We start from the raw sequence: 20985 nt of genomic DNA, 5'->3' as shown, positions 1-20985 counted from the left end.
TCCGAAAACAGATTTAGTCGAAAAATACTTATTTTTACCCATCGTTATTTGAATTTTGCAACTCTAAATTACGATGTTTTTTAAGAAGCCATTAATTTGGCTTCTTTTTTATCGGACAACAATGTTAGTAAATATAAAATCATTTTGATTTTTTAATCTAAAATAAGATTTTTATTGTTATATATGAATGTTTTTATAAATTTCTAAGCGAAAAGATGATTTAATAAAAAAGAAAAAACGATAACCCGTAACAAAATAAAATTCAATTTTTTTTCCAAAAACGTTTCCAGTGAATTGAATCCATCTTACTAAAGATTATCGTTTTCTTTATATACGATTAAAATGATTTTATAGTTTTTTAATTTTTGTGTAAATTTAATAAAAAAACATTTTAATTGTAGCTTTTTTAAGATAAAAAATCAACATAATTAACTTTTTTATCTTAAAAAAGCTATTTTGTATAAGTAAGTATCGGTTCTTGGCCCGACTTGTTAATGCCCGACTTTAATTTTCATATAAATACTCTAAAATAATTTTCTGTTCTTTGTATGGTGGATTAAGCTGCATTTTGAAAAGGATACAGGGGTATAAATATTAGAATACAATATTATTTCGGACATTGAGTTAACTCTTATTATCATGTTTACGTTATGGATAACAGAAAGTTTATATTGAGTTTGAAAAAAGGCAATCAAGCTTCTTTCAAACAGGCTTATTTAAATTACTATGACAAACTGATTAGCATTGCCAAACGATTTAATTTTGCAGTTCTTACACCACAGGATTTTGTTCAGGAGACTTTTTTAAGATTGTATGATAAAAAAGAATTGCTTAATGAAGATGTTTTATTTGACAAACAATTGTTTGTAATATGCAAGAACATCATAATTAATCATGTTAACCGCGAAAATAAAATTATTCAGTTTGATCCTTCACAGTTTCAGCCTGAAGAAGTGGATACGGAAACCGGAATTTTTGAAGAAAGACAGGAAAAACTTCAAAATTTCATCAATCAGCTTCCTGAGCAGCAGCAAAAAATTTTTACTCTGCATAAACTCGAAAACCTTAGCTATAAGGAGATTGCAACAATCACAGACCTTTCTGAAAAAACGATTGCCAATCATATTTACCTAGCCAGTAAATTTATTCGAAAAAAAATCAAAAACCATTAGGAACTTTTTTGCTTTCGTTTGTTATATATAAAACGAGAGCCAAAATGCATATCGAAGTGTATAAAACAAATGTAAGGACAAAGAAAGATGCAAGCTTGCTTGTAATTCTTTTACAATTCATCATTTCTGATTGTATTATCAATTTTGATTTCAAAAACCGCGAAAGAATTCTTAGGATCGAAACCAATAGAGATATTCAGGAAATGGTATATGGTGTTTTTACTAAACAAGGATTTTATTGTAAAAAACTTAACCTATAAAAGGTCATGGATAAAGAAAAACTAGATGAGGAATTTGAAAAATTATGGAACGAAACCCCGCTTTTGCATTCAGATAATGAAAAAATGTCTTCGTGGGAAGAATTTCAGTCTAAAACTTTTGCTTCGAAAAAACCAAAGTTCAGGGTTTGGCGTTATGCAGCGGTAGCAGCAGTTATAATTTTTATGCTGATAGGAACTGGCATTTATTTTAACAGAAGTCCGCTACAAGATCCTTTTTACCTTACTTCAAATACAATTGAAAATACTTCTTCAATAATCAAAATCGTAGTCTTGCCAGATAGTTCGAGGGTTGAGTTGAGTCCTGATTCTAAGATTGTGTATGCGGATAATTTTGAATTCAACAGAAAAATAACAGTAGAAGGGGAAGCTTATTTTAAAGTTAAAAAAGATAAAAAACATCCTTTTCAGGTTTTTTGTAATGAAACTACAACTACAGTTTTAGGAACTTCTTTTACTGTGGTAGCGCAAGGTGAAAACGGTGTAATTGTTTCACTTTATGAAGGAAGTGTTCAGATGAATGTAAAAGACCAGAACAAAAAATGGATACTGAAACCGGGAGAAAAATTTATTTACGGCAACAACATTGCTGAAGTATTTGAATTCAAAAGGTTTACTGATTTTGAAAACGAAAAACTAAGTGCCGTGACTGATTATATTATGGCTAACTATGGTTACAAAATGACTATTCCAAAGGAATACGATAATCAGCGAATCACAGTTCGAATCAATAAAAAAGAAGATTTAAAAACAATTGTTCAATTAATATCAGAAATGTATAACCTAAAATTCGAAATAAATGAAGAATTAAAACAGATTACTTTTCGATAGAAAAGAAAAGGATGCACTAGCCGCGAAACTAAACATCCTCATCATAGTCAGGACAGTATAGAATTATCCAATTTAATAATAATCCAAAAATACAAAATTTCATGAAGCATATAATTTCAGCATGCTTTTTTTTATTCAGTTTATCTATATTCTCTCAGAATATAACGGTAACTGTAGATCAAAATATGATATTAAAAGAAGTGTTTAAGCAAATAGAAGATCAAACAGATTACAAATTTGCTTTTACAGATCAGATTAACACAACCCAAAAGTATTTTAATCAAAAGAGCACTTATAAAAATATCGAAATAAAAGCGCTTATCAATGAACTGAATAAGAACAATTCGATTCAGTTTTCCATCGTCGGAAATAATATTTTCGTGAAGCAAAAAAATTCCAAAGCAGCTGCAGCCAAAAAAAAAAATAAGCTTAGCGGTCAGGTTTTAGATGAAAACAAAGAGCCGGTTATTGGTGCTAATATTTTTATAAAAGAATTGGAAACTGGCGTCACAACAGACACAAAGGGAATATTTTCATTTGAATTAAATAGAGGAACTTATACTGTTGTAGTGAGTTATGTGGGTTTTAAAAACAAAGAAAAACAAATAACAGTTTCTGATGACGTAAGAATCAATTTTAACATGGAAGCAGACAGCCAGCAACTGGAACAGGTAATTGTAACCAATAACAAGGCTGTTGATGTAAGAAATACTCAGATGAGTGTGAATAAACTTACGATGGAAGAGATCAAAAAAATTCCATCTGCGATGGGGGAGCCGGATCCTTTAAAATCACTATTGACATTGCCCGGTGTTACAAATGCAGGGGAAGCTTCATCAGGATTTAATGTGCGTGGTGGTGCAGCAGATCAGAATTTGATTCTTTTAGACGGAGCTCCTGTTTATGGTGATTCCCACATGTTTGGTTTTTTCTCTGTTTTTAATGCAGATGTTGTCAACGGACTAGATTTGTACAAAGGAGGGATTCCTTCTAAATTTGGAGGCAGGGTTTCTTCTGTTCTTGATGTCAGTCAGCTAACGGGTGATTTTGAAAATTACAAAGTAAACGGCGGTATTGGTTTAATATCCAGCCGTCTGTTGGCACAGGGGCCAATCAAAAAAGAAAAAGGATCTTTCGTTCTGGCAGCACGAACCTCATATGCCCATTTATTCTTAAAACTGGCAGATAATAATAATTCAGCAATGTTTTATGATATCAATGCTAAATTGAATTATCGTCTGGGGACTAATAACACTATTGCATTTTCGGGGTATTTAGGAAACGATGTTTTCGATATAAGCGATCGTTTTTCAAGTACTTATGGGAATATAATGGGAATTTTAAGCTGGAAGCATAATTTTTCAGATAATTTAAATACAAATCTATCTGTTTTCTATAGTGATTATAATTTTAATCTCGGAATTGACCCGGAAAACTTTGAATGGGACAATACCATAAAAAGTTATGGATTTAAATATAACTGGAATCACAATACAGCTGAGAAGCTAAAACTGAGCTACGGAATTGATGGTCAGTATTATGATTTTAATCCAGGAACCGTACAGCCTACCAGTCCAGATTCACAGTTCAATTACAAACAACTGGATAAAAAATATGCTTTAGAATCTTCTGCTTATCTTGATTTCGAACATCAGATTACAGAGCAACTAAATCTTCGTTATGGACTTCGTTATAGTATGTTCTACCGTTTGGGAGGAGAAGAAATCAGTACTTATGAAAGCGGACAGGCAGTTGTATACAATCCGTTATATGATATTTATCAAGAAGGAACTCCAACCGGAAGCATATCTTATAGGAGCGGAGAAACCATTAGTAAATTTGATAATTTAGAACCCCGTGCAGCTTTATCATATGCTTTTAATGATAATACTTCAGTAAAAGCAAGCTACAACAGAATGGCCCAATACATTCATATTTTATCCAATACCCAGTCTCCATTGCCAATGAATATATGGACACCAAGCGGTCCTTTTACAAAGCCACAGCTTCTCGATCAATATGCTCTGGGATATTTTAAGAATTTTAAGGAAGATGAATATTCTTTAGAAGGGGAATTGTTTTATAAAAACATTCAGAACCGCATAGATTATATAGATGGGGCAGATATATTGGCAAATAACAATATAGAACAGGTTATTTTGAATGGTAAAGCCAGATCCTATGGTTTGGAATTATTGTTTAGAAAAAATACTGGAAATTTCACCGGCTGGATTTCTTATACGCTGTCCAGAGCAGAACAAAAAACTCCCGGAAGAACACCAGAAGAGCCTGGAGTTGCAAACGGTAACTGGTATTTGTCAGGATATGATAAACTGCACAATTTGAATATTGTAGGCAGTTATCTCTATAATCCAAAATGGTCTTTTAATGCCAACTTTTCATTACAATCGGGTCAGCCTGTAACGTATGCAAATGGCTATTATGAATTTGGAGGAATCAACATCCCAAATTTTTCGTTGAGAAATGAAAACAGGCTACCTCTTTACCATCATTTAGATCTGGCAGCAACTTACACTCCTAAACCTGATAAAAAGAAAGGCTGGCAGAGCTATTGGGTATTTAGTATTTATAATATCTACAACAGACAAAATGCCGCTTCTATGACGTTTGCTACTAATGAAGATACAGGAGCGAATGAAACCAGAAGGCTATCTATTTTTGGAATGGTTCCCGGTGTTTCTTATAATTTTAAATTTTAATGAATATGCAAAAGCTAAAAAAATACAATTTTACAAATAAAGCAGTGATCTTATTTAGTGTCGTTTTTGTCCTGTTTTTTTCATCATGTGAAGAAACGGTAACTCTTGATCTAGAAACTGGTGAAACAAAACTAGTCATAGATGCTGAAATCATTTGGGAAAAAGGAACAACAGGTAACGAGCAAACGATTAAAATCAGTAAAACAGCTCCTTATTACAATAATACGACTCCAAAAGTTTCAGGAGCTCAGGTAAGGATTGAAAACACTGATGGTGATGTTTTTACTTTTAATGAAACTCAACCAGGTTTTTATGTATGTACTAATTTTGTTCCTGTTATCAATATGAATTATACACTTTACGTAGTTGCAGAAGGACAAAGTTTTACAGCAGTAGAAAAGCTGAGTTCTGTAACACCAATTGATAAGGTAGAACAAAAAATTGTTCCGGATTTTGGTGGTGAAGATGTAATTGAACTTACTTATTATTATCAAGATCCGGTTGATGAGGTTAATTGTTATCTTACTGATTATCAAAGTGAATTCCTGATTTTTCCTGAATATGAGCTGACAGATGATGAATTAATTAATGGAAATCAAATCAGCACGAGATTTTCTGATGAAGACAAAATGAAACCGGGACATACCGTTAATATTACACATCGGGGTATCTCTAAAAACTTTTATAACTATATGAAATTAATTTTAGAAATATATGGAGGAAATCCTTTCTCGATTCCTTCAGGTAATATTAGAGGTAATATTATTAATACAAATGATTCTAATAATTACGCCTTTGGTTATTTTCGCCTTTGTGAAGCAGACAGAGTTTCATACCAGGTAAAATAAAAGATTAGATTTAGATTGATTTGTAAGTACATCTGTTATTAAATATTTTTTTGGCAGATGTACGCTTTTATGCCAATGTGATTAACCGTTAAGATTACATCATTTTTCCCTCCTTTACATATTCTTTTTTTATTCCCTGAAGGAGATGATGAAGGTTAATATCTTCGTTTTCTTCCTCCAGTGTTCTCAGACAGGCATATTGAATGATGTTTACAATATTAGCACCTGTAATGTCGTATTTTTTTGAAAGCTCATTCAGATTAACATCTTCAGCAATTCTAATTCCTTTAGGCAGGTTATTTTCCCAAAGCTGTAAACGTTCGGCATAGGAAGGCACTTCAAACTCAATTATAGATTGAAATCTTCGGGTAAAAGCCGTATCAATATTCGCTTTAAAATTGGAAGCGAGAATAACCAGTCCGGGATGATTTTCGATACGCTGCAGTAAATACGAAACTTCCTGATTGGCGTATTTATCGTGTGCATCCCTGACATTTGTTCTTTTTCCAAAAACAGCGTCGGCTTCATCAAAAAAGAGAATCCAGTCTTTATCAGCCGCTTTATCAAAAAGAGAAGAAAGATTTTTTTCTGTTTCTCCAATGTATTTCGAAACCACCATAGACAAATCAATTCGGTAAACATCTCTTTTGGTGTATTTTCCCAAAAGAGAAGCCGTAAGCGTTTTCCCGGTTCCCGGTGCGCCGTAAAACATGACTCTGAAACCGGGTTTGATTTTGGCTTTCATATCCCAGTCATGAAGCAAAATTTCATTGAATTTCAGCCAGGTTTCTATTTCTTTAATTTGATTTAAAGTAGTAGAATTAAGTATCAAATCATTCCAATCCAGTTGTGTTTCAATTAATTGTGCTGGGAATACGCTGCTCAGTTGCGGTTTTAGGATTTTTCCGGTAATAAATTTTTCGATGTATTCGTCTTCTAAAATCAGTAAACCACTCAGTTTGGGTTCGCCATTTGGAACAGATTCTATTTTGAGGATTCTTTTCTGATAGAGAAAAGACTGATTGTGTAAGTAATTATAGAATGAAATTCGGCCATCCAAATCATTTCCCGCAATTAAAAACTGAGCCGTTTCACCCGTTGGTAAGATTCCGCGATGGTTCTTCGTTTTAATGCCACCAAACTCAGGTAATTCACCGCCATTTGGTAAATATTCGGCAATAATCGAACTCAAAAAATCGGGTTTCAGGTGGGGCGCAAGAGCCAGTCCCAACAAAAGAATATCAATTTCTGCCAGGTTATTTTCGATAATGAATTCGTTGATAAACCCGTTTGAACTGATTTGTTGCAAAACGGGTTTATCCATTGGGTTTTCGACTTGAAAAAGAGTGTCAAGCTGAAATACGAATTGGGTTTTTAAGTATGTGAACACGTTTTCCATTTTATGCTACTAATGATTCAATTGAAAAAAAATCAATTTTTGATTGTTTAAAATTTCTGATTCTGTTCATGACGGCATTTCCGTTATGAGAACCGTCAGAATTGGTGTTACCTTCAAAAGTCTCAAGTATATCGCCATGAACCGCGCTTACAATTCCGGTATGAAACCAGTCGTTTGTAGTTTTTTGGATTAAAAATATATCTCCAGGTTTTATTAACGCCGGATTAGTTCTTGCTACTTGAAAACGGGTCAATATTTTTTTTTGAATACCAATTGTACCAACAGTATCGCAGCTATAGGTTAATGGCATCAGGGTTTTGAAGTTTTTTCCCTGAATAGAAGCCGCCTGGTCAATTATTGCCTGAACAAATCCCATGCACCAAAACCAGTCGGTTCCTTCATTTCCATCCATATAACTTCGCACCCAAGGACCAGTATTACTCTGATTGTTGATTACGAGTTCAAAAGGATGATTTTTAAGATGGTTTTTGGCTGTATTTAAAATTAATTCTCTCAAATTATTGCCTGAAACAGGATCTTCAAAAGCTTTTTTGAGTGGTGATACCAGTATATCGAATACTTTTTGATCTACACTACCGGTTTGGGGTAAGCCATTAAATTTTTGAAAATTCAATACTGCTTTTTCTGTTGCGGGTCCAAAATCACCATCGATACCCGTTGCGGTTCCTGATCCTGGATTTTGCATGGCAAATAAATTCAGCCAGGACTGAATTTTTTCAATGTCTTTTTTGTTATTATTTACTCCTTTTCTTTGTTGGGGTGCTTTAATAAGTAACTCTTTTTGGTAGAATGTTTTTTGCATGGCTAATGTTTTTTAAAGGTTATAAAAAATTAGTTATAGAGATTTTTTTTATAATCTAAAAAGTGTGTCAAGCTGAAAGATGAATTGTTTTTTTAGGTAGTTGAATACATTTTCCATTTTTATGCTAATGATTCGATTGAAAAAAATATTTTGATTTTTGTTCATGACAGTTATAATTTTAATTGCAGAATTTAAATAATTAGGTGCTTCTCAATTGCTCGATGGTTAAATTTTCAGAAGTCGCTACTTCCCCAGTTGGCATTGGTCCTGATATATTCCATCCAGATCCTCTTAAGTGGTCTAAAGATTCATTTGTAGTATCTAATTCGTGACAAACCCCATTTGATTCAAATACGCTTGACCAAGAGATGCTAAAAACGGCATCAGTTTTAACATTTGGGCTAGTTACAATTCTTATTAAATCAGGAACACAAGATGAACAAGGGCTTACTGATTGAAGCCTTAATTCAACATTTTTAATTCCAGCTTTAAAACTTGGAGATTGAGAATTAAACCAATTCAAAAATTGATGTTCTGCATGACTATCATTATGACATACATTAGTTCGAATTCCCCCATTGCTCCAGGTTAATAATTCTACAATATTAGATGGTGTACTCGGAATTAATATTGCGCCACCGCTGCCTCCGGATACCCTGCCGGTAGTAGAGATGCTGGCGAAATTGAAACTGCCGCTTTGCGGATGTCTTGCCGGGAAATTTCTAGATTCTACTGTACCTGGAGATATTCCTGGCTGACCTTCTGATACATATGGTCTTACAAATCCAGGCAAAAGTTCCCGATTTTCTGTTGCCACTTCAAAAGTTTGATGAGGATCAAGAGTTATTCTAACAGCCAAAGTAACCGCTGGTCTAACATCTTTTATTGCTGGACGTAATTTTAATAAATGTTCTAAGGGGCTTGCAGTTGCATCTATATAAAATTCTCCTTCAACATTTGGAACTGGATTTACTTCAAGACTATGCAATCCTTGAGGTTGTAGTTCCGTAAATAATTGAGATGCTGTACTTCTAGCTTCTTCAACTGTAGCGTCTTCACCAAGAGAGCTAACAAGTCTTCTTCTGGCTATTGATTTAACATCACCCTCTTCATCACCGCCTCTTCCCATAATTCTATCCAACATATTCATACCCGTATCCACCGCCTTATTCACCAGCCAGGTCAGCGCTTCATCAACCATTTGTTGTACAGAAATAATCATTTCACCAATTCTTGCCCCAATTCCGGTTAACCCAACCTGATTCGCTAAGAAACCTATCACAACCGGCATGGCTTGTCCCATAGTTCTTTCGAGATAATTTGCGGCTGTGGCGACGTTGCCTCGGGCTAAATCGGCTACGCCATTGACAAAAGAGTTGACAACTTCGAGCATTTCACGCAAGTATTTTATAAAACTTTGTATCGCATTAAAGAAAGCCATTGCTCCATTTATGACAGCCATGATTCCGGTTGGATCCAGCATGCTTAAAAGTCTGGCCGTTATTCGATTGACAATACGTTCCATGACAAAGTTTTTCACAGCATCGAGAACGGTATTCCATAAATTACTAAGCTGTTCCTGTATTTTATCCCAAATGGCTGCCATGCCTCGCTCCTGAACATCTTTGATGAATGTCCAAATGCCTTCGAGCGTATTAATCATGCTGCGGATTCTGGCAACTCTTGCAGGCCCTATGCGGGGATGTGCGGCTAGTTTTTCCCAGATTTTTTCCATTGAGATATTCAGTACTTCTAATACCCAGGCAATAACACCGCGTAAAGAGAAATCAGTAAGTACCGGAATATTAGCATCTTTTAACTCGCTCATCAGCCAGCCGGTTACACCATTAATTAAATGGGTTACGATATTGTCAAAGAACTGAATGAATCCTTGTTTAAGCGCTCGTAATATATTTTTCAAGAAACCAATTGGGTCTTTTTTAATGTCATCAATAGCTTCTAATGCTCTGGTTATTATGTTTCCTATGAGATCGAATGGGAAATTCATAATCTCTAAAATGGCAACGATGACTATTCGGATAATTTCTGCCACAAACGCAATCAATCGTCCAATAGGCTCTCCAAATTTTTCAATGATTCTTATGAAAGCATCTATTGGATGGATGAGGTCATCAATGCTCATAGAATCCCATATATCAGTAAATAGCTGTATTATAGATTGTGGCGTCATGTTGAGCGTCGCTACTGCGGCTTCAATTTCGCCTACAATTCTGGCTATTGCACCAGATTCAACCATTTGTGCATATTGTTCTTCTCCGCCATCCATGAGGCTCATAAAACCTCGTATTAGATTTGGAACTGTACGAGGTACAACTTCCTGTGTAAAAGGATCTTTTCCAATAATCACTTTAACAAGCGAATAACCTCTTACAGTAGCGGCTTGAGAAGACAGCCATCCTAATAATGACTCCTTAACAAGTTCTAATACTTTTAGTGCTACACCTGAAGCAAAATCCCAAACTCGCTGCAGGAATCCTCCGGCCTGATCGGCAAGCGCAGAGAGATTATCAGCAATATTGACCAAATTTGCAGGTTGAATAGCATCCCAGGCTGCGGTGATGAGTCCTCGAAGTTCGCCTAATAACGAATTGAAAGTTCCAACCTGAGTGTCAAGCCAGTCGGCTGTTTTTTGCAATGTGCCTTTTTCACGCATTTGCTCAAGCTCTGTTTGTTTGTCTATCAGTATGAGGAAATCTTCTAATATTTCGACCGTTGTGGCATTGACAGCTTCATCACGTAACGGATCGTATTTGATTATTTTTTTGATCAATGACCAGGCTTTGTTTTCTGCCAGTATAGGTTCAGCGACACCAATTAAGGCTTCTTTTATCCAGGTAATAACCTGATCTACAGTTGCACTTACAAAAGAAGTTATTCTGTTAACTACTTCATTAAACTTTTCAGTTACTAAATCAATTATACCAGTATAAGGAAATGATATTTCGTTCCAAACCTCTTCAACCAAATCTAAAATACTATCGATTGTTAATCCGAGTTCGCTTAATTTCCCTTCTACCCAGTCAAAAACCTGCTGAAGTATTCCGTATTCCTGAAGCTTGTCGAATATGGCTGTCCCAAAAGGAACAAGACCCATTAAGCCTTCAACCAGATTAATTGGAGTTCGTTCGACATCCATTTGACGTAACGGATCGTAACCAATAATAACGGTGAAAAGAGTGTAACCCGGAACGTGTCGCGCTTCATTAATTATCCAGTCTGGAACTAAATCGAGGAACGAACCCTGAATCATTTCCGGAGCAGGCGAGATAGGCTCTTCTTTTTTCCGAATGGCTGCTCCCTGCTGTACCGTATGTGTCAATTCGTGAGCAAGTAAATGCTTACCATCCTGCGAATTTGGGTTGTATTTTCCTTCGTTAAAATAAATATTGTTTCCGGTTGCAAAGGCCTGAGCTCCTAATTGCTTATTCATCTGAACAGCGTTAGAGTCATTGTGTATACGGACATTGCTAAAATCAGCTCCAATACCGGATTCCATTTCGGTTTTTACTTTTCCGGATAGAGGAGAGCCTCCGCCTTTGCTGTTGTTTAAAGTGCTTTCGAGATTTGAAGAGTCAGAAGGGTTTGCATCTGCAGCGGCACTCATCTGCAATTCTTTTTCGTCTTCTTTAGCCTGAATTTCCTCTTCTTCCTTGGCCTGAATTTCTTCTTCTTTTTTCTTCTGTATTAATGGTTTTGGAGTAAAACTTGTTTCTTTATTTTTAAGGACTTCCGTCTTTACAATATCAGTTTTATGTTGAACAGCATCGACTTTTTCAACAGCAGTTTTTTTCTGAATTTCATCTTCTTTTTTCGGCTGAAACAAAGATTTAGAAGTACTTGTTTTTTCTTTTGTTTTAGGAGGTTCAGTTTTGTTTTGTACCGAATCTTCTTTTTCTAATTTTAATTGAATAACAGGAACCGTTTTCTCTGCTGCGGCTTCTTTTTGAACCTCTTTTTGAGAATTGTCTTTTTTCTGTACTTCGTTAGCGCGTTTGTTTTGAATAACTGGCGAAGGAGTGAAAAAAGATCCTGCAGCAGCTCCGGCTTGTTTGTTATGAACTATTTTTAATTTTGGCTGAACAACTGGAGTAATTCCCTCTGGAGTTGTTTTTTTCTGAATACCATTACTTTTATTTTCCGGATGATTTTCACCGCCAAGTTTATTTTGAATAGTAGTTGAAGCGGCAAAGAAAGGCTCAGGAGCAGTTTTTTTGTTTGCTACAACGGTATCTGCTACTCTGTCTGCTTCCGCTTCATATTTATCATTCGATTTTCCAACATTGAGTTTTGCCTGAACACCAAAAAAAGAATCCCTCTCATTTCCTTTGTTATGAGGACTGAGGCTGCTTTTTCCGGCTGTACTTTTTGCAAAAACACTCATATTATTGATTTTTCTTGTATAGTAATTAAATCTGTTTTATGAATTAAATTTTGTAGTTTCAGCAAATGTTCTTTATTATTTAGGTTTAAAATTGTGTCTGTTAAAACGTATAGTGTATATTCATCATTAATAACTTCGGTATGATGCCAATCATTAATTGTGCTGTTTAGATTTAAATTTTCTATTTGCTTTTTACTTAAAAAATTTATCCACCAAAAACCGTTAGGAGCTTCACTAATATTCATTTCATTTGTTGAAAAGTGAGAAGGAATATTAAAATGATTAGTAAAATCTAAATCTGGTTTAGGAAGGAAATTTATATAATCAAAAGGTAATTGTGACAAAATTTTGTCATAGCTTCTTTGTGCAAAATATACCTGAAGTATTTCTTCATCTTCAGTATAAGCATAGATTCCTTTAAAGCTTATAAACAGGCTTTTTAGTAAATTTAAAAGAGATTTTAAATCTGGTATTTTGGGAAAACCGGGAATTAATGCATTAAAAGAAAACCATAAACAATCATAGATTTCGTCTCCGCATATTTCTTCAGTAATAAATAGGTTAAATTCTTTGGTTTTATTGCTGAATATAGTTGTATCTTCTTGTTTTTTAGTTAGATAATTGTGAATTTCGCTTGAGGTAATTTCATTTTGGATGTATTGATCTCCAAGATATTTCACATTTTTTTTCTCATAATTATGTTTTCCCAGCTCGTTTATAACGGCTAGAATTTTTTTTGATAATTCTAAAACAGATTCTTTCCTGCTTAGAATTTTGAATTGTATATATGTAAAATCTTCTTTTCTCATTATTCTGGAATGCTTAAAACAGGAGGATAACCTCCCCAGCGTGTATTAAGTAATAAAGCAACGTGGCGATCCGGAATAGACCAAACGTGAAAAAAAGCACATCTTTGTGCAACAAAAAGGCCAAAATTTTTCTGAGCATCAAATCTTGCCAATGTGAGATCTCGCAGACTAATCATTGCGGGATTAAAGAACCAACCAAAACCAACTTTAACTTCCCAAACAATTGTATGATTTGTTTGCCCGTCATAGTTAATAGCCGAAAATGGAGGGCCTGGCCATACATTAAAATCAAATGATCTGCCCGAAACTTTTGTTGCATAAGCATCATGTCTGGCATGTCCTCCCAATCTTGTAATCTCTCTGCTTTTGCAACCTGTTCTATCGTCATCTTCTTCTGGCTGCGGTGCCGGATCCGGTAATGGAATAATATCTGTTCTTGGATCCGTTTCTTCGTCTCCGCTTGTTCTCGGTGTTAGTCTTCTGGCTCTGCCTAGATAGTCTAAATATTCTCTTTGATTAGGAGATAAACGATTGACCCAATCATACTCTCTTGGAGATGCGTATGGACCTCCTGTTATAGGATTTAATTCATCCATCCAGCGAGGTGCGGTAGAGCTTGGCCATAATAAAATTGTAAAAAAAGCAACTGGAGGTGCAGCTTCGGCAGATAACATTGCTATTCGGGTAAGTACAGAAGTTGCCTCTGCGCCTGCAGCAACTGTCGCTCCTCCTTCTGCAAGTGCAGCCCCACCTTCAATCACTGATGCTGAACCCCATCTTGCGGCGGCAGTTTCTAATGCAGTTGTACCTGTAGCTGCAGCTCCACTTGTTCCTGTTCCGGTTGCGGCTGCGGCAGATGGAGCCGTTAATCCGGCAAGAAGTGCAGGTGCGGCACTTGCCATTGAAGCAGCTTCTTCTTGTGTTACAGGAATTTGAGGTATTGTAGGAACATCATAAGGTAAATAAGGCGCACTCAATAATCCCGCTGCTTCCCATTCAATAAGAGAACTTAACATTGTAGATATTCTGTACTCAACTCTAGGTGGAGGAGCTGACTCTGGAGGAACTTCTTGTCTTTGAAGTTTTGGTTTATTTCCTTGTTGAACAGTATGTGTTAGCTCATGCGCCAAAAGATGTTTGCCTGATTGTGAGTTTGGATTGTATTTTCCTTCATTGAAATAAATATCATTTCCATTGGCAAAAGCCTCCGCTCCAATTTGCTGGCTCATTTGTACTGCATTGGAGTCATTATGGATTCGAACATTGCTGAAATCAGCACCAAAACCTAATTCCATTTCTGTTTTAGTATCGTTAGAGAGTGCCTTGCCGCCGCCTTTTGAGCTGTTCAGCCGGCTTTCAAAATTAGAATTAACGGATGTATCAGCCTCAGCTTCATCTCCTTCCTTTTTTTGAACATTTTTTTCTTCACAATTGCATTTTTGAATGGGCTGCAATTGTACTACAGGCGTAATTGATTCTGCCAGCGGTTTCTCCTGAATTTCATTTTCCTTGTTTTCTTTTTTATGAACTTCCAGAGCCTGTTTTTTTTGTAAGGTAGAAGAGGAGAAGAAAGGTTCTGCCGATTTTTTGGAAGAATTGGATACTATTTTATTGGCGACAGTATCGGCTTCAACCTCATATTTATCATTTGATTTTCCAACATTGAGTTTTGCCTGAACACCAAAAAAATCCTCTCCCTTTCTTGTATTAAAAGAAGATGGGGCAGAAGGCTTTGACTTTGCTATTTGGCTGAATGCTGGCATAAAGTTATGAATGACGATGAATAGTTCCGCTAACAGTAAATGTGTCTCCCATTCCTTTACAATCTGCTGGCATAGTGAAAAACAATTTATGTATATCTTTATGATGCTTTAAAGTGAATGTTTCTTTAAAATGTCCTTTTCCGTTGTTGCCTATCGGTATCGTTCTTCTTGTTCTTTGAACATGATCTATACTAATATCCAAAGAGGCACAATTATGAAAGTTAACGATCTGTGCAACGGCATCTATTGTAATTGTAACTTTGGGACATTGTGCAGTACTAAAAAAGCCAGCCTTTTCTTCACTTAGAAAAGGTCCTTTTTGGAAAGTTACAGTATCTTCACATTCGTCTTTTTTTCCACCTTTTAGTCCTACCAGTTTATTGTCCAGAGCTCCCATAGTTTCCGGTCCCACAAGACCGTCAATTTTATTTAAACCGTTGTCTGTTTGAAAGCCGATTACCGCATTTCGGGTTTCTGTTCCAAAATCTCCGTCTGCACCAAATTTGGGTAAGCTTTGACCTGCTTCCAACAACCCTTGTTGCAATTCCGCAACATATTGCCCTTTTTGGCCGATTGAGATAAGCATTTGATTATCATTGGCTTTTTCTAATGGAGGATTACCCCTAAACTGTGGGTTTTCGGGTCTTTCTGCTTGCAAATCTTCAGGATGGTTTTCTATGGATGATTTTTGAATTGTTCCTGATTTTTGTTTGGCTCCGGTTTGTTGAACCGTATGCGTTAATTCGTGTGCCAGCAAATGTTTTCCTTCCCTGGAATCGGGATTGTATTTCCCTTGATTAAAATAAACATCATTGCCGTTGGTAAAAGCCTGGGCTCCCAATTCCTGACTCATTTGAACTGCACGTGCATCAGTATGGATTTTTACATTGCTGAAATCGGTTCCAAAGCCGGATTCCATTTCATTTTTTGTTTTTTTGTCCAAACCAGTTCCACCACCTTTTGAGCTGTCCAGTTTTCCTTCTAATGCGTTATCCTGAATTTCACTTTCAGTATTTTTTCCTTTTTTCTGAATCGGTTTTTCTTCTTCTTTGTCTGATTTTTTCTGAACGTTATCTTCTTTTTCGCAATCCGCACATTTGGCCTGAATCGGTTTTTCTTCTTCTTTATCTGATTTTTTCTGTACCGGTTTTTCCTCTTCTTTTTCCTTTTTTTGAACTGGTTTTTCTTCCTCTTTTTTATCAGATTTCTTTTGAACAGGTTTTTCTTCTTCTTTCATGTCTTTAGCCTGAATTGTAGATATGGTTTCTGAAACAGGCTTTTGCTGAACCTGTTCTTTCGACTGTAAAAGCCCGCCTCCAGCTGGAGTGTTATTGACCACTTTATCAGCTACACTATCTGCTTCTAACTCATATTTATCCCCAGCCGTTCCGGTTTTTAGCTTTTTCTGAATTTTGGGTCCAAAAAAAGTTGTACTCGCAGTACTGTCTTTTTTTCGTTGTTCAAATGCTCTCATAACAATATAATTTTACCATTGGGTGTAGATTAATTTTTGAATCCACGGAATTTTAACAATGCTGATATTCCAGGGAATTTTTTCTAATAAAAGATCCTGCGTTTTTCGTTCAATAGTCAGTTTTGGATTCGATTCACTCCAATCCAGTTTGCCTTCTCTTTGAAGAAATTCACTTCTTAAAACAGCTGTTGAAGTATTTTTTAAGGCAGACCAATGATAAACCGCAGACTCTAACATTTCTTCTACTTCCTGTTTATGTTTGTCCTCAATTTTGATTTCCCTTTGTATGGATTCCTCTAGTGGAATTCCGCATAAAAACTTTTCAAAAAGCATCAAATGTTCGTAGTCATTTTCTCTTTTTGTAGCCGCATAATGCAAAATATGCACTGCTAATTCTTTGTTTAAAAGAGTATTATTATCATCCATTAAATCACAGCTTTTTAGCATTTCTTTTAAAAAGGGATGCAGAATGATTAAACCTGCATTTTGTACATAACACGATTTAAAATTTGTACTATCTTCTTGGTCATCATCTTCAATTGCAGATTCCTCTTTTAAATGAATTTCTAATTCTGGTTTAGTTTCTTTGTTTATTGTATCAGGATTGGTTTTTATATTTATGGTTTGTTTTTCTTTTTCAGAAACCAAATAATCCTTTTTCATTTGTATCAGCTCTGCAGTAGTAAAATCAAGTGGTACGAACGTTTTTATGTTTTCAATAAAATCTTCAAAAATGATTTTATGAGCTGAAAATTGAGAATGTTCTTTATAATAATACTTGATGAGGCTGAGCGATTTTTTTTTAATCCAAAAATCAAAAATTAATTGCCAAAAAGCAGTTTTAAAAGTGTGTGTTTTTTGATTTAACAATTCTATTAAAGTGTTTTTTGAAATTGCTTTTTGCTGCTTTTCTAAACCTAAAACTGCCGAACTCAATAATGCAATTTCCTGATTTGAAAACTGATTTATGATTCGGTTTTGAACTTTTTTCTGCTCAATTAATTTCTTAAACGAAATACTGAAAACATCATTTTTTAATTCTTCAGGATTGATTTTTTTTAAAAATACGGGTTCATTTCCATTAGAAACCCACCACGGCATAGTACCATTTTCTATAAAATAAAGCAGTGTTTTCAGGTCTTTGAGTTCGGGTGAAATTGTACGAATTTCAGAGCTACTTTTATCTTTGTTTTTTAATGTTTTTTGTAGTTCATTTAATGCTTTTTGAACCTCTTTTTCGATTTGGTTTTTTATATGACTATTAGAAAATGAAATGTCGTTTTTACCTATAATGGATTGAAGATTAATTTCTAGTTTTTCTATTTGAATAACCTGATTTTCAGTATCATTAATTGAGTTGAAATGCTTTTCAAAAACAGGGATTACCTCCTTTTGAAGGAAGACAGCAAGGTTGTTTTTGACAGAATTAGCCATCGCCATTGAGGGGGTATCTATCTCCAAAAAAACTTTTTGAATGCTATGTGAAATTTTATTCATTTTTATTTGTTTGTGTAAAACTTTTTCCTACATTTGTACCTGACCGTGAGGTTATACTGGGAAAAAATAGTTGTCGTAATTGATAGCAGCTCCCCATTAAAGCTTGAGATTTGCCTGTTTTGGTATTCGTCTCAAGCTTTTTTATTTGGTATCACCGGGTTTCTTTGGTGTTCTCTTAGTAACAGGTTTCGTTATTTTTTCGGTGTTAACCAAAACTCTCTTTTTGATACTTCCATCTTTAGAAAAACGATTTTGTTCTATCTTAATAAAGTTACCATTGGTAGGTTTGTAAAAGTAGAATTCTGCTTTTTTAGCATATTTGGTAAATAATTCTTCAAAGTCAGAAAGTTTTACATTTCGGGTTGTATCAATGTGAATCATGTATTTACTCACTTTATCTTCATTATGAATCTTTTTTCTTAAATTAATAAATAGTACTACTTCGTCGTTTGTGTCTGTACTATTTTCAAGATAGTAATTGTACATTGTTGTATTTACATAGTTTCCGGTTGTCCAGTCGCCACCAATATAAATGTCATGATAATGATCGTCTATTCGGGCGATTTCCTGAGCAATATTTAACAGTTCGTCTGCAACTGTTGTCTCTTCATTTTGCTGATTATTATAAATCACCGGAATGCTGTAGAAATCATCAAAAATTTTCGGAAATCTTATGAATGATTTTGTCTCTCTATGGAATCGTAATTCGCTTCTTAAATATTCGAATTTATTCCAATCATCGTTAAAACGTCCAAAATCATCATCGTCCTTGTTGATAGGATCGTAATTCGCATGGATTTTTTTATAAATCTCTGCTTTATGCGAATTCATGATGGCGCATGTTATTTTATTTGAAGAATACATTTTACCATTTTTGGTCACTCCGTTTTGTGTAAACGCATAAGTTGGAGCATTTCTGGAAAGCGTAATATCTTGAACTTCAAATTCAAAAGTATCTTTTTCAAGACGCACGATTCTGAGTTTCTTTTCCTCTTCAATAAAATCAAATAAAAGACCTGTAGGGAATTGATTGTTGAGTGTTTCCATTACCACATGCAAACGACGGGCAAGAAGCTGGTCTAACGGAATATCTATTAAAACTCTGTCAGTAATTAAATTAACGCCATTTATGGTATATTTTTTTACGCTTAGCTTGTAATGTGTTGGCAGATCGACCTTATTACTTCTGCTTCCTCTTAGACTTCTTGATAAATTATTGATATATCGCAACGAACTAATCCATGGGTATAAACAGCCCATGATGGTGCAGCAGCCCAAGCCACTGTCAGGATTTACTTTTCCATCAATAGCAAAATCAGTTATGAATGTTGTTCCTGATTTGAGCAGTAATAAAGTTCCTCCTTTTTTAACACCAGCTTTGTGTTCGAACGAATAATTAGTATTGAACAAGATTTTTAAATCGGCCGCATTTTCAATAACATCCATGATATAAAAATCAAAGTCCAGTCCGAATTCTATTCTCTTTGCGATTAAAAACGCTTTTACATCGTCAACATTGTCGTTTAGATAGCCTTCAATTCGGTAAAAATCATGATCGTCAATGCAAAAACTCAGCGGTGTCTTGATGTAATCGCTGTTGAGCAAATTGGTGGTATGATAACTAAAATTAGCCTGATGATTATAAAGATTACTTTTTTCAAAGTCCCAGGCATGCAGTAAATTATCATCAACATTATAGTAATACGGAACTGATTTTGCTCCTAATTTGCCCATTGTTTTTGAAGGCGTAATTTTAACACTGGCGGCATTTACCAGATAATTATCTAAAATGCCTTTAAGTCTTCTAACTAGAGAGTCAAAATTGCTAAACATTTTATTTGGGTCTAAAATAGGCGATTTGTAAAATTGATGTCTGTAATTTTTAAATCGATTATTTTCTTCTATTAGCCCTAATAATAAATGTTTTGGAAATGAACTTATAGGCGGATTACATTCTGATTTTAGTTGTAAAAAAAGATCTTTCAGTTCTTTGTAAGTGGCCACAATATCTTTTAATAAATCATAGCGATAATGAATATCTGCCGGAATATTGTTAGGATCAATGCTAAATAATGCATTGAAGCGGTCACTAATTCCGTTAAGCTCTGTTACATAACCAAACGGAATAAGTACTGTAGCTAAATTGGCAAGTAATTCAGATTTAAACGAAACATCATTGACAACAGTATTAAAAAGCTGCTTGACTTTATTGGCAGTTGAGGTATTATTGAATGTTGGAATTACTTTTTTTACACCCAATTCATTAAGCGAACTGTATTGTTCAAAAATATCGTATTTACTGTAAAGAGGGTCTCTTTGCGGCGTACTGTTTTTGCTAATAACAATAGTAGCTGTTGCCTGACTTACTACAAGTACGCGCAAGTTGAAGACTTCCTCGCCGCCTTTATTAGCACAATCCGTTTCATCGCATAAAGTTGCTTCTTTAGTATAATTTTCGAGGTATAGAAGAACAACATGATTTTTTAAATCAGTAAAACTAGTCAATAAAGACTCACCGGTTTCTAACCCCCCTGTTTTTTCAGGGAGTAACTCCCACATGGGTAACATTGTAGTACCGTTTTTAAAATGTAGATAATTACCTTTATCGGTATCAAAAACTTTATAGGTTTTATAATCAATCTTTTGAAAATCAATTGAGGATAATTTTTGTTTTATGGCGATTGCCAATGCCTGATCAGCAGGAGCAGGTTTTATTGTTAATTTTATCAAGTCACCGTCAGTAGTAATTCCGGTTCCCTGAGTTATGGTTACGGTCGAGTAGTCGGCATTGGTCGATACCTGAAAGCCGCATACGATTCCAGTACCCGTTAGAAAGACTCTGTTTAATCGATTTTGGTCATCAAAATAATCAATAGTTTCATTGAGCTGATAGTGTGTTAACACCTGATCTGCTACATAACTATGATATTGTCCTGTAATGGTGGTAAGTTTTGTTGCCATAACCCTGT

13 protein-coding genes are annotated in these 20985 nt (G+C 35.0%); 5 read left to right on the top strand and 8 right to left on the bottom strand.

Translation table 11 applies throughout. The features are described 5' to 3' along the window. Window positions 1–650 precede the first annotated feature (650 nt). The 5 genes from DMB65_RS18490 to DMB65_RS18470 all read left to right on the top strand — a co-directional run bounded on the left by DMB65_RS18490 (window position 651) and on the right by DMB65_RS18470 (window position 5849). The gene (locus DMB65_RS18490) at window positions 651–1172 is read left to right on the top strand and encodes an RNA polymerase sigma factor (RefSeq protein ID WP_110308112.1); all 522 of its coding nucleotides are present in this window, start codon (window positions 651–653) and stop codon (window positions 1170–1172) included. Between the two features lie 44 nt (window positions 1173–1216). Beyond that, window positions 1217–1432, top strand: coding sequence for a hypothetical protein (locus tag DMB65_RS18485; RefSeq protein WP_110308111.1), 216 nt, complete (start codon window positions 1217–1219; stop codon window positions 1430–1432). A gap of 6 nt (window positions 1433–1438) precedes the next feature. Beyond that, window positions 1439–2281 carry a FecR family protein gene (locus tag DMB65_RS18480; protein WP_110308110.1) on the top strand — a complete coding sequence of 281 codons (843 nt, stop codon included), beginning with the start codon at window positions 1439–1441 and terminating at the stop codon, window positions 2279–2281. 101 nt (window positions 2282–2382) lie between these two features. After that, a complete protein-coding gene (locus DMB65_RS18475; protein ID WP_110308109.1) occupies window positions 2383–5001 on the top strand; it encodes a TonB-dependent receptor in 2619 nt (872 codons plus the stop codon). 5 nt (window positions 5002–5006) lie between these two features. Further along, window positions 5007–5849 carry a DUF4249 domain-containing protein gene (locus DMB65_RS18470; protein WP_110308115.1) on the top strand — a complete coding sequence of 281 codons (843 nt, stop codon included), beginning with the start codon at window positions 5007–5009 and terminating at the stop codon, window positions 5847–5849. Window positions 5850–5943: 94 nt separating this feature from the next. On the opposite strand, the gene DMB65_RS18465 is transcribed toward DMB65_RS18470, so the two are convergent. The 8 genes from DMB65_RS18465 to DMB65_RS18430 all read right to left on the bottom strand — a co-directional run bounded on the left by DMB65_RS18465 (window position 5944) and on the right by DMB65_RS18430 (window position 20977). Continuing rightward, window positions 5944–7248, bottom strand: a complete 1305-nt coding sequence (locus tag DMB65_RS18465) for an ATP-binding protein (RefSeq protein ID WP_110308108.1) — start codon at window positions 7246–7248, stop codon at window positions 5944–5946. A 1-nt stretch (window position 7249) separates the two neighbouring features. Next, entirely contained in the window at window positions 7250–8071 is an 822-nt protein-coding gene (locus DMB65_RS18460; protein ID WP_110308107.1) for a peptidoglycan-binding protein, read from the bottom strand. Window positions 8072–8270: 199 nt separating this feature from the next. After that, a complete protein-coding gene (locus tag DMB65_RS18455) occupies window positions 8271–12473 on the bottom strand; it encodes an eCIS core domain-containing protein (RefSeq protein ID WP_230470718.1) in 4203 nt (1400 codons plus the stop codon). Continuing rightward, window positions 12470–13282 carry a hypothetical protein gene (locus tag DMB65_RS18450; RefSeq protein WP_110308106.1) on the bottom strand — a complete coding sequence of 271 codons (813 nt, stop codon included), beginning with the start codon at window positions 13280–13282 and terminating at the stop codon, window positions 12470–12472. Before DMB65_RS18450 ends, DMB65_RS18455 begins: the two co-directional genes overlap by 4 nt. Continuing rightward, on the bottom strand, window positions 13282–15045 hold the full coding sequence (locus DMB65_RS22510) for an eCIS core domain-containing protein (RefSeq protein ID WP_230470717.1): 1764 nt from the start codon (window positions 15043–15045) through the stop codon (window positions 13282–13284). Before DMB65_RS22510 ends, DMB65_RS18450 begins: the two co-directional genes overlap by 1 nt. A gap of 4 nt (window positions 15046–15049) precedes the next feature. Next, window positions 15050–16519: an eCIS core domain-containing protein gene (locus DMB65_RS18440; RefSeq protein WP_110308105.1), complete on the bottom strand. Its 1470-nt coding sequence runs from the start codon at window positions 16517–16519 to the stop codon at window positions 15050–15052. Between the two features lie 12 nt (window positions 16520–16531). Continuing rightward, on the bottom strand, window positions 16532–18016 hold the full coding sequence (locus DMB65_RS18435) for a contractile injection system tape measure protein (RefSeq protein WP_110308104.1): 1485 nt from the start codon (window positions 18014–18016) through the stop codon (window positions 16532–16534). Window positions 18017–18157: 141 nt separating this feature from the next. Continuing rightward, window positions 18158–20977: a hypothetical protein gene (locus tag DMB65_RS18430; RefSeq protein WP_110308103.1), complete on the bottom strand. Its 2820-nt coding sequence runs from the start codon at window positions 20975–20977 to the stop codon at window positions 18158–18160. Between the last annotated feature and the right edge of the window lie 8 nt (window positions 20978–20985).

Origin of the sequence: Flavobacterium cheongpyeongense, from assembly GCF_003202435.1 — a bacterium.
In the GTDB taxonomy this organism is placed as follows: Bacteria; Bacteroidota; Bacteroidia; order Flavobacteriales; family Flavobacteriaceae; genus Flavobacterium; species Flavobacterium cheongpyeongense.
The sequence above is the reverse complement of the archived record's forward strand: the minus strand, read 5'-3'. Positions and strand labels throughout refer to the sequence as shown.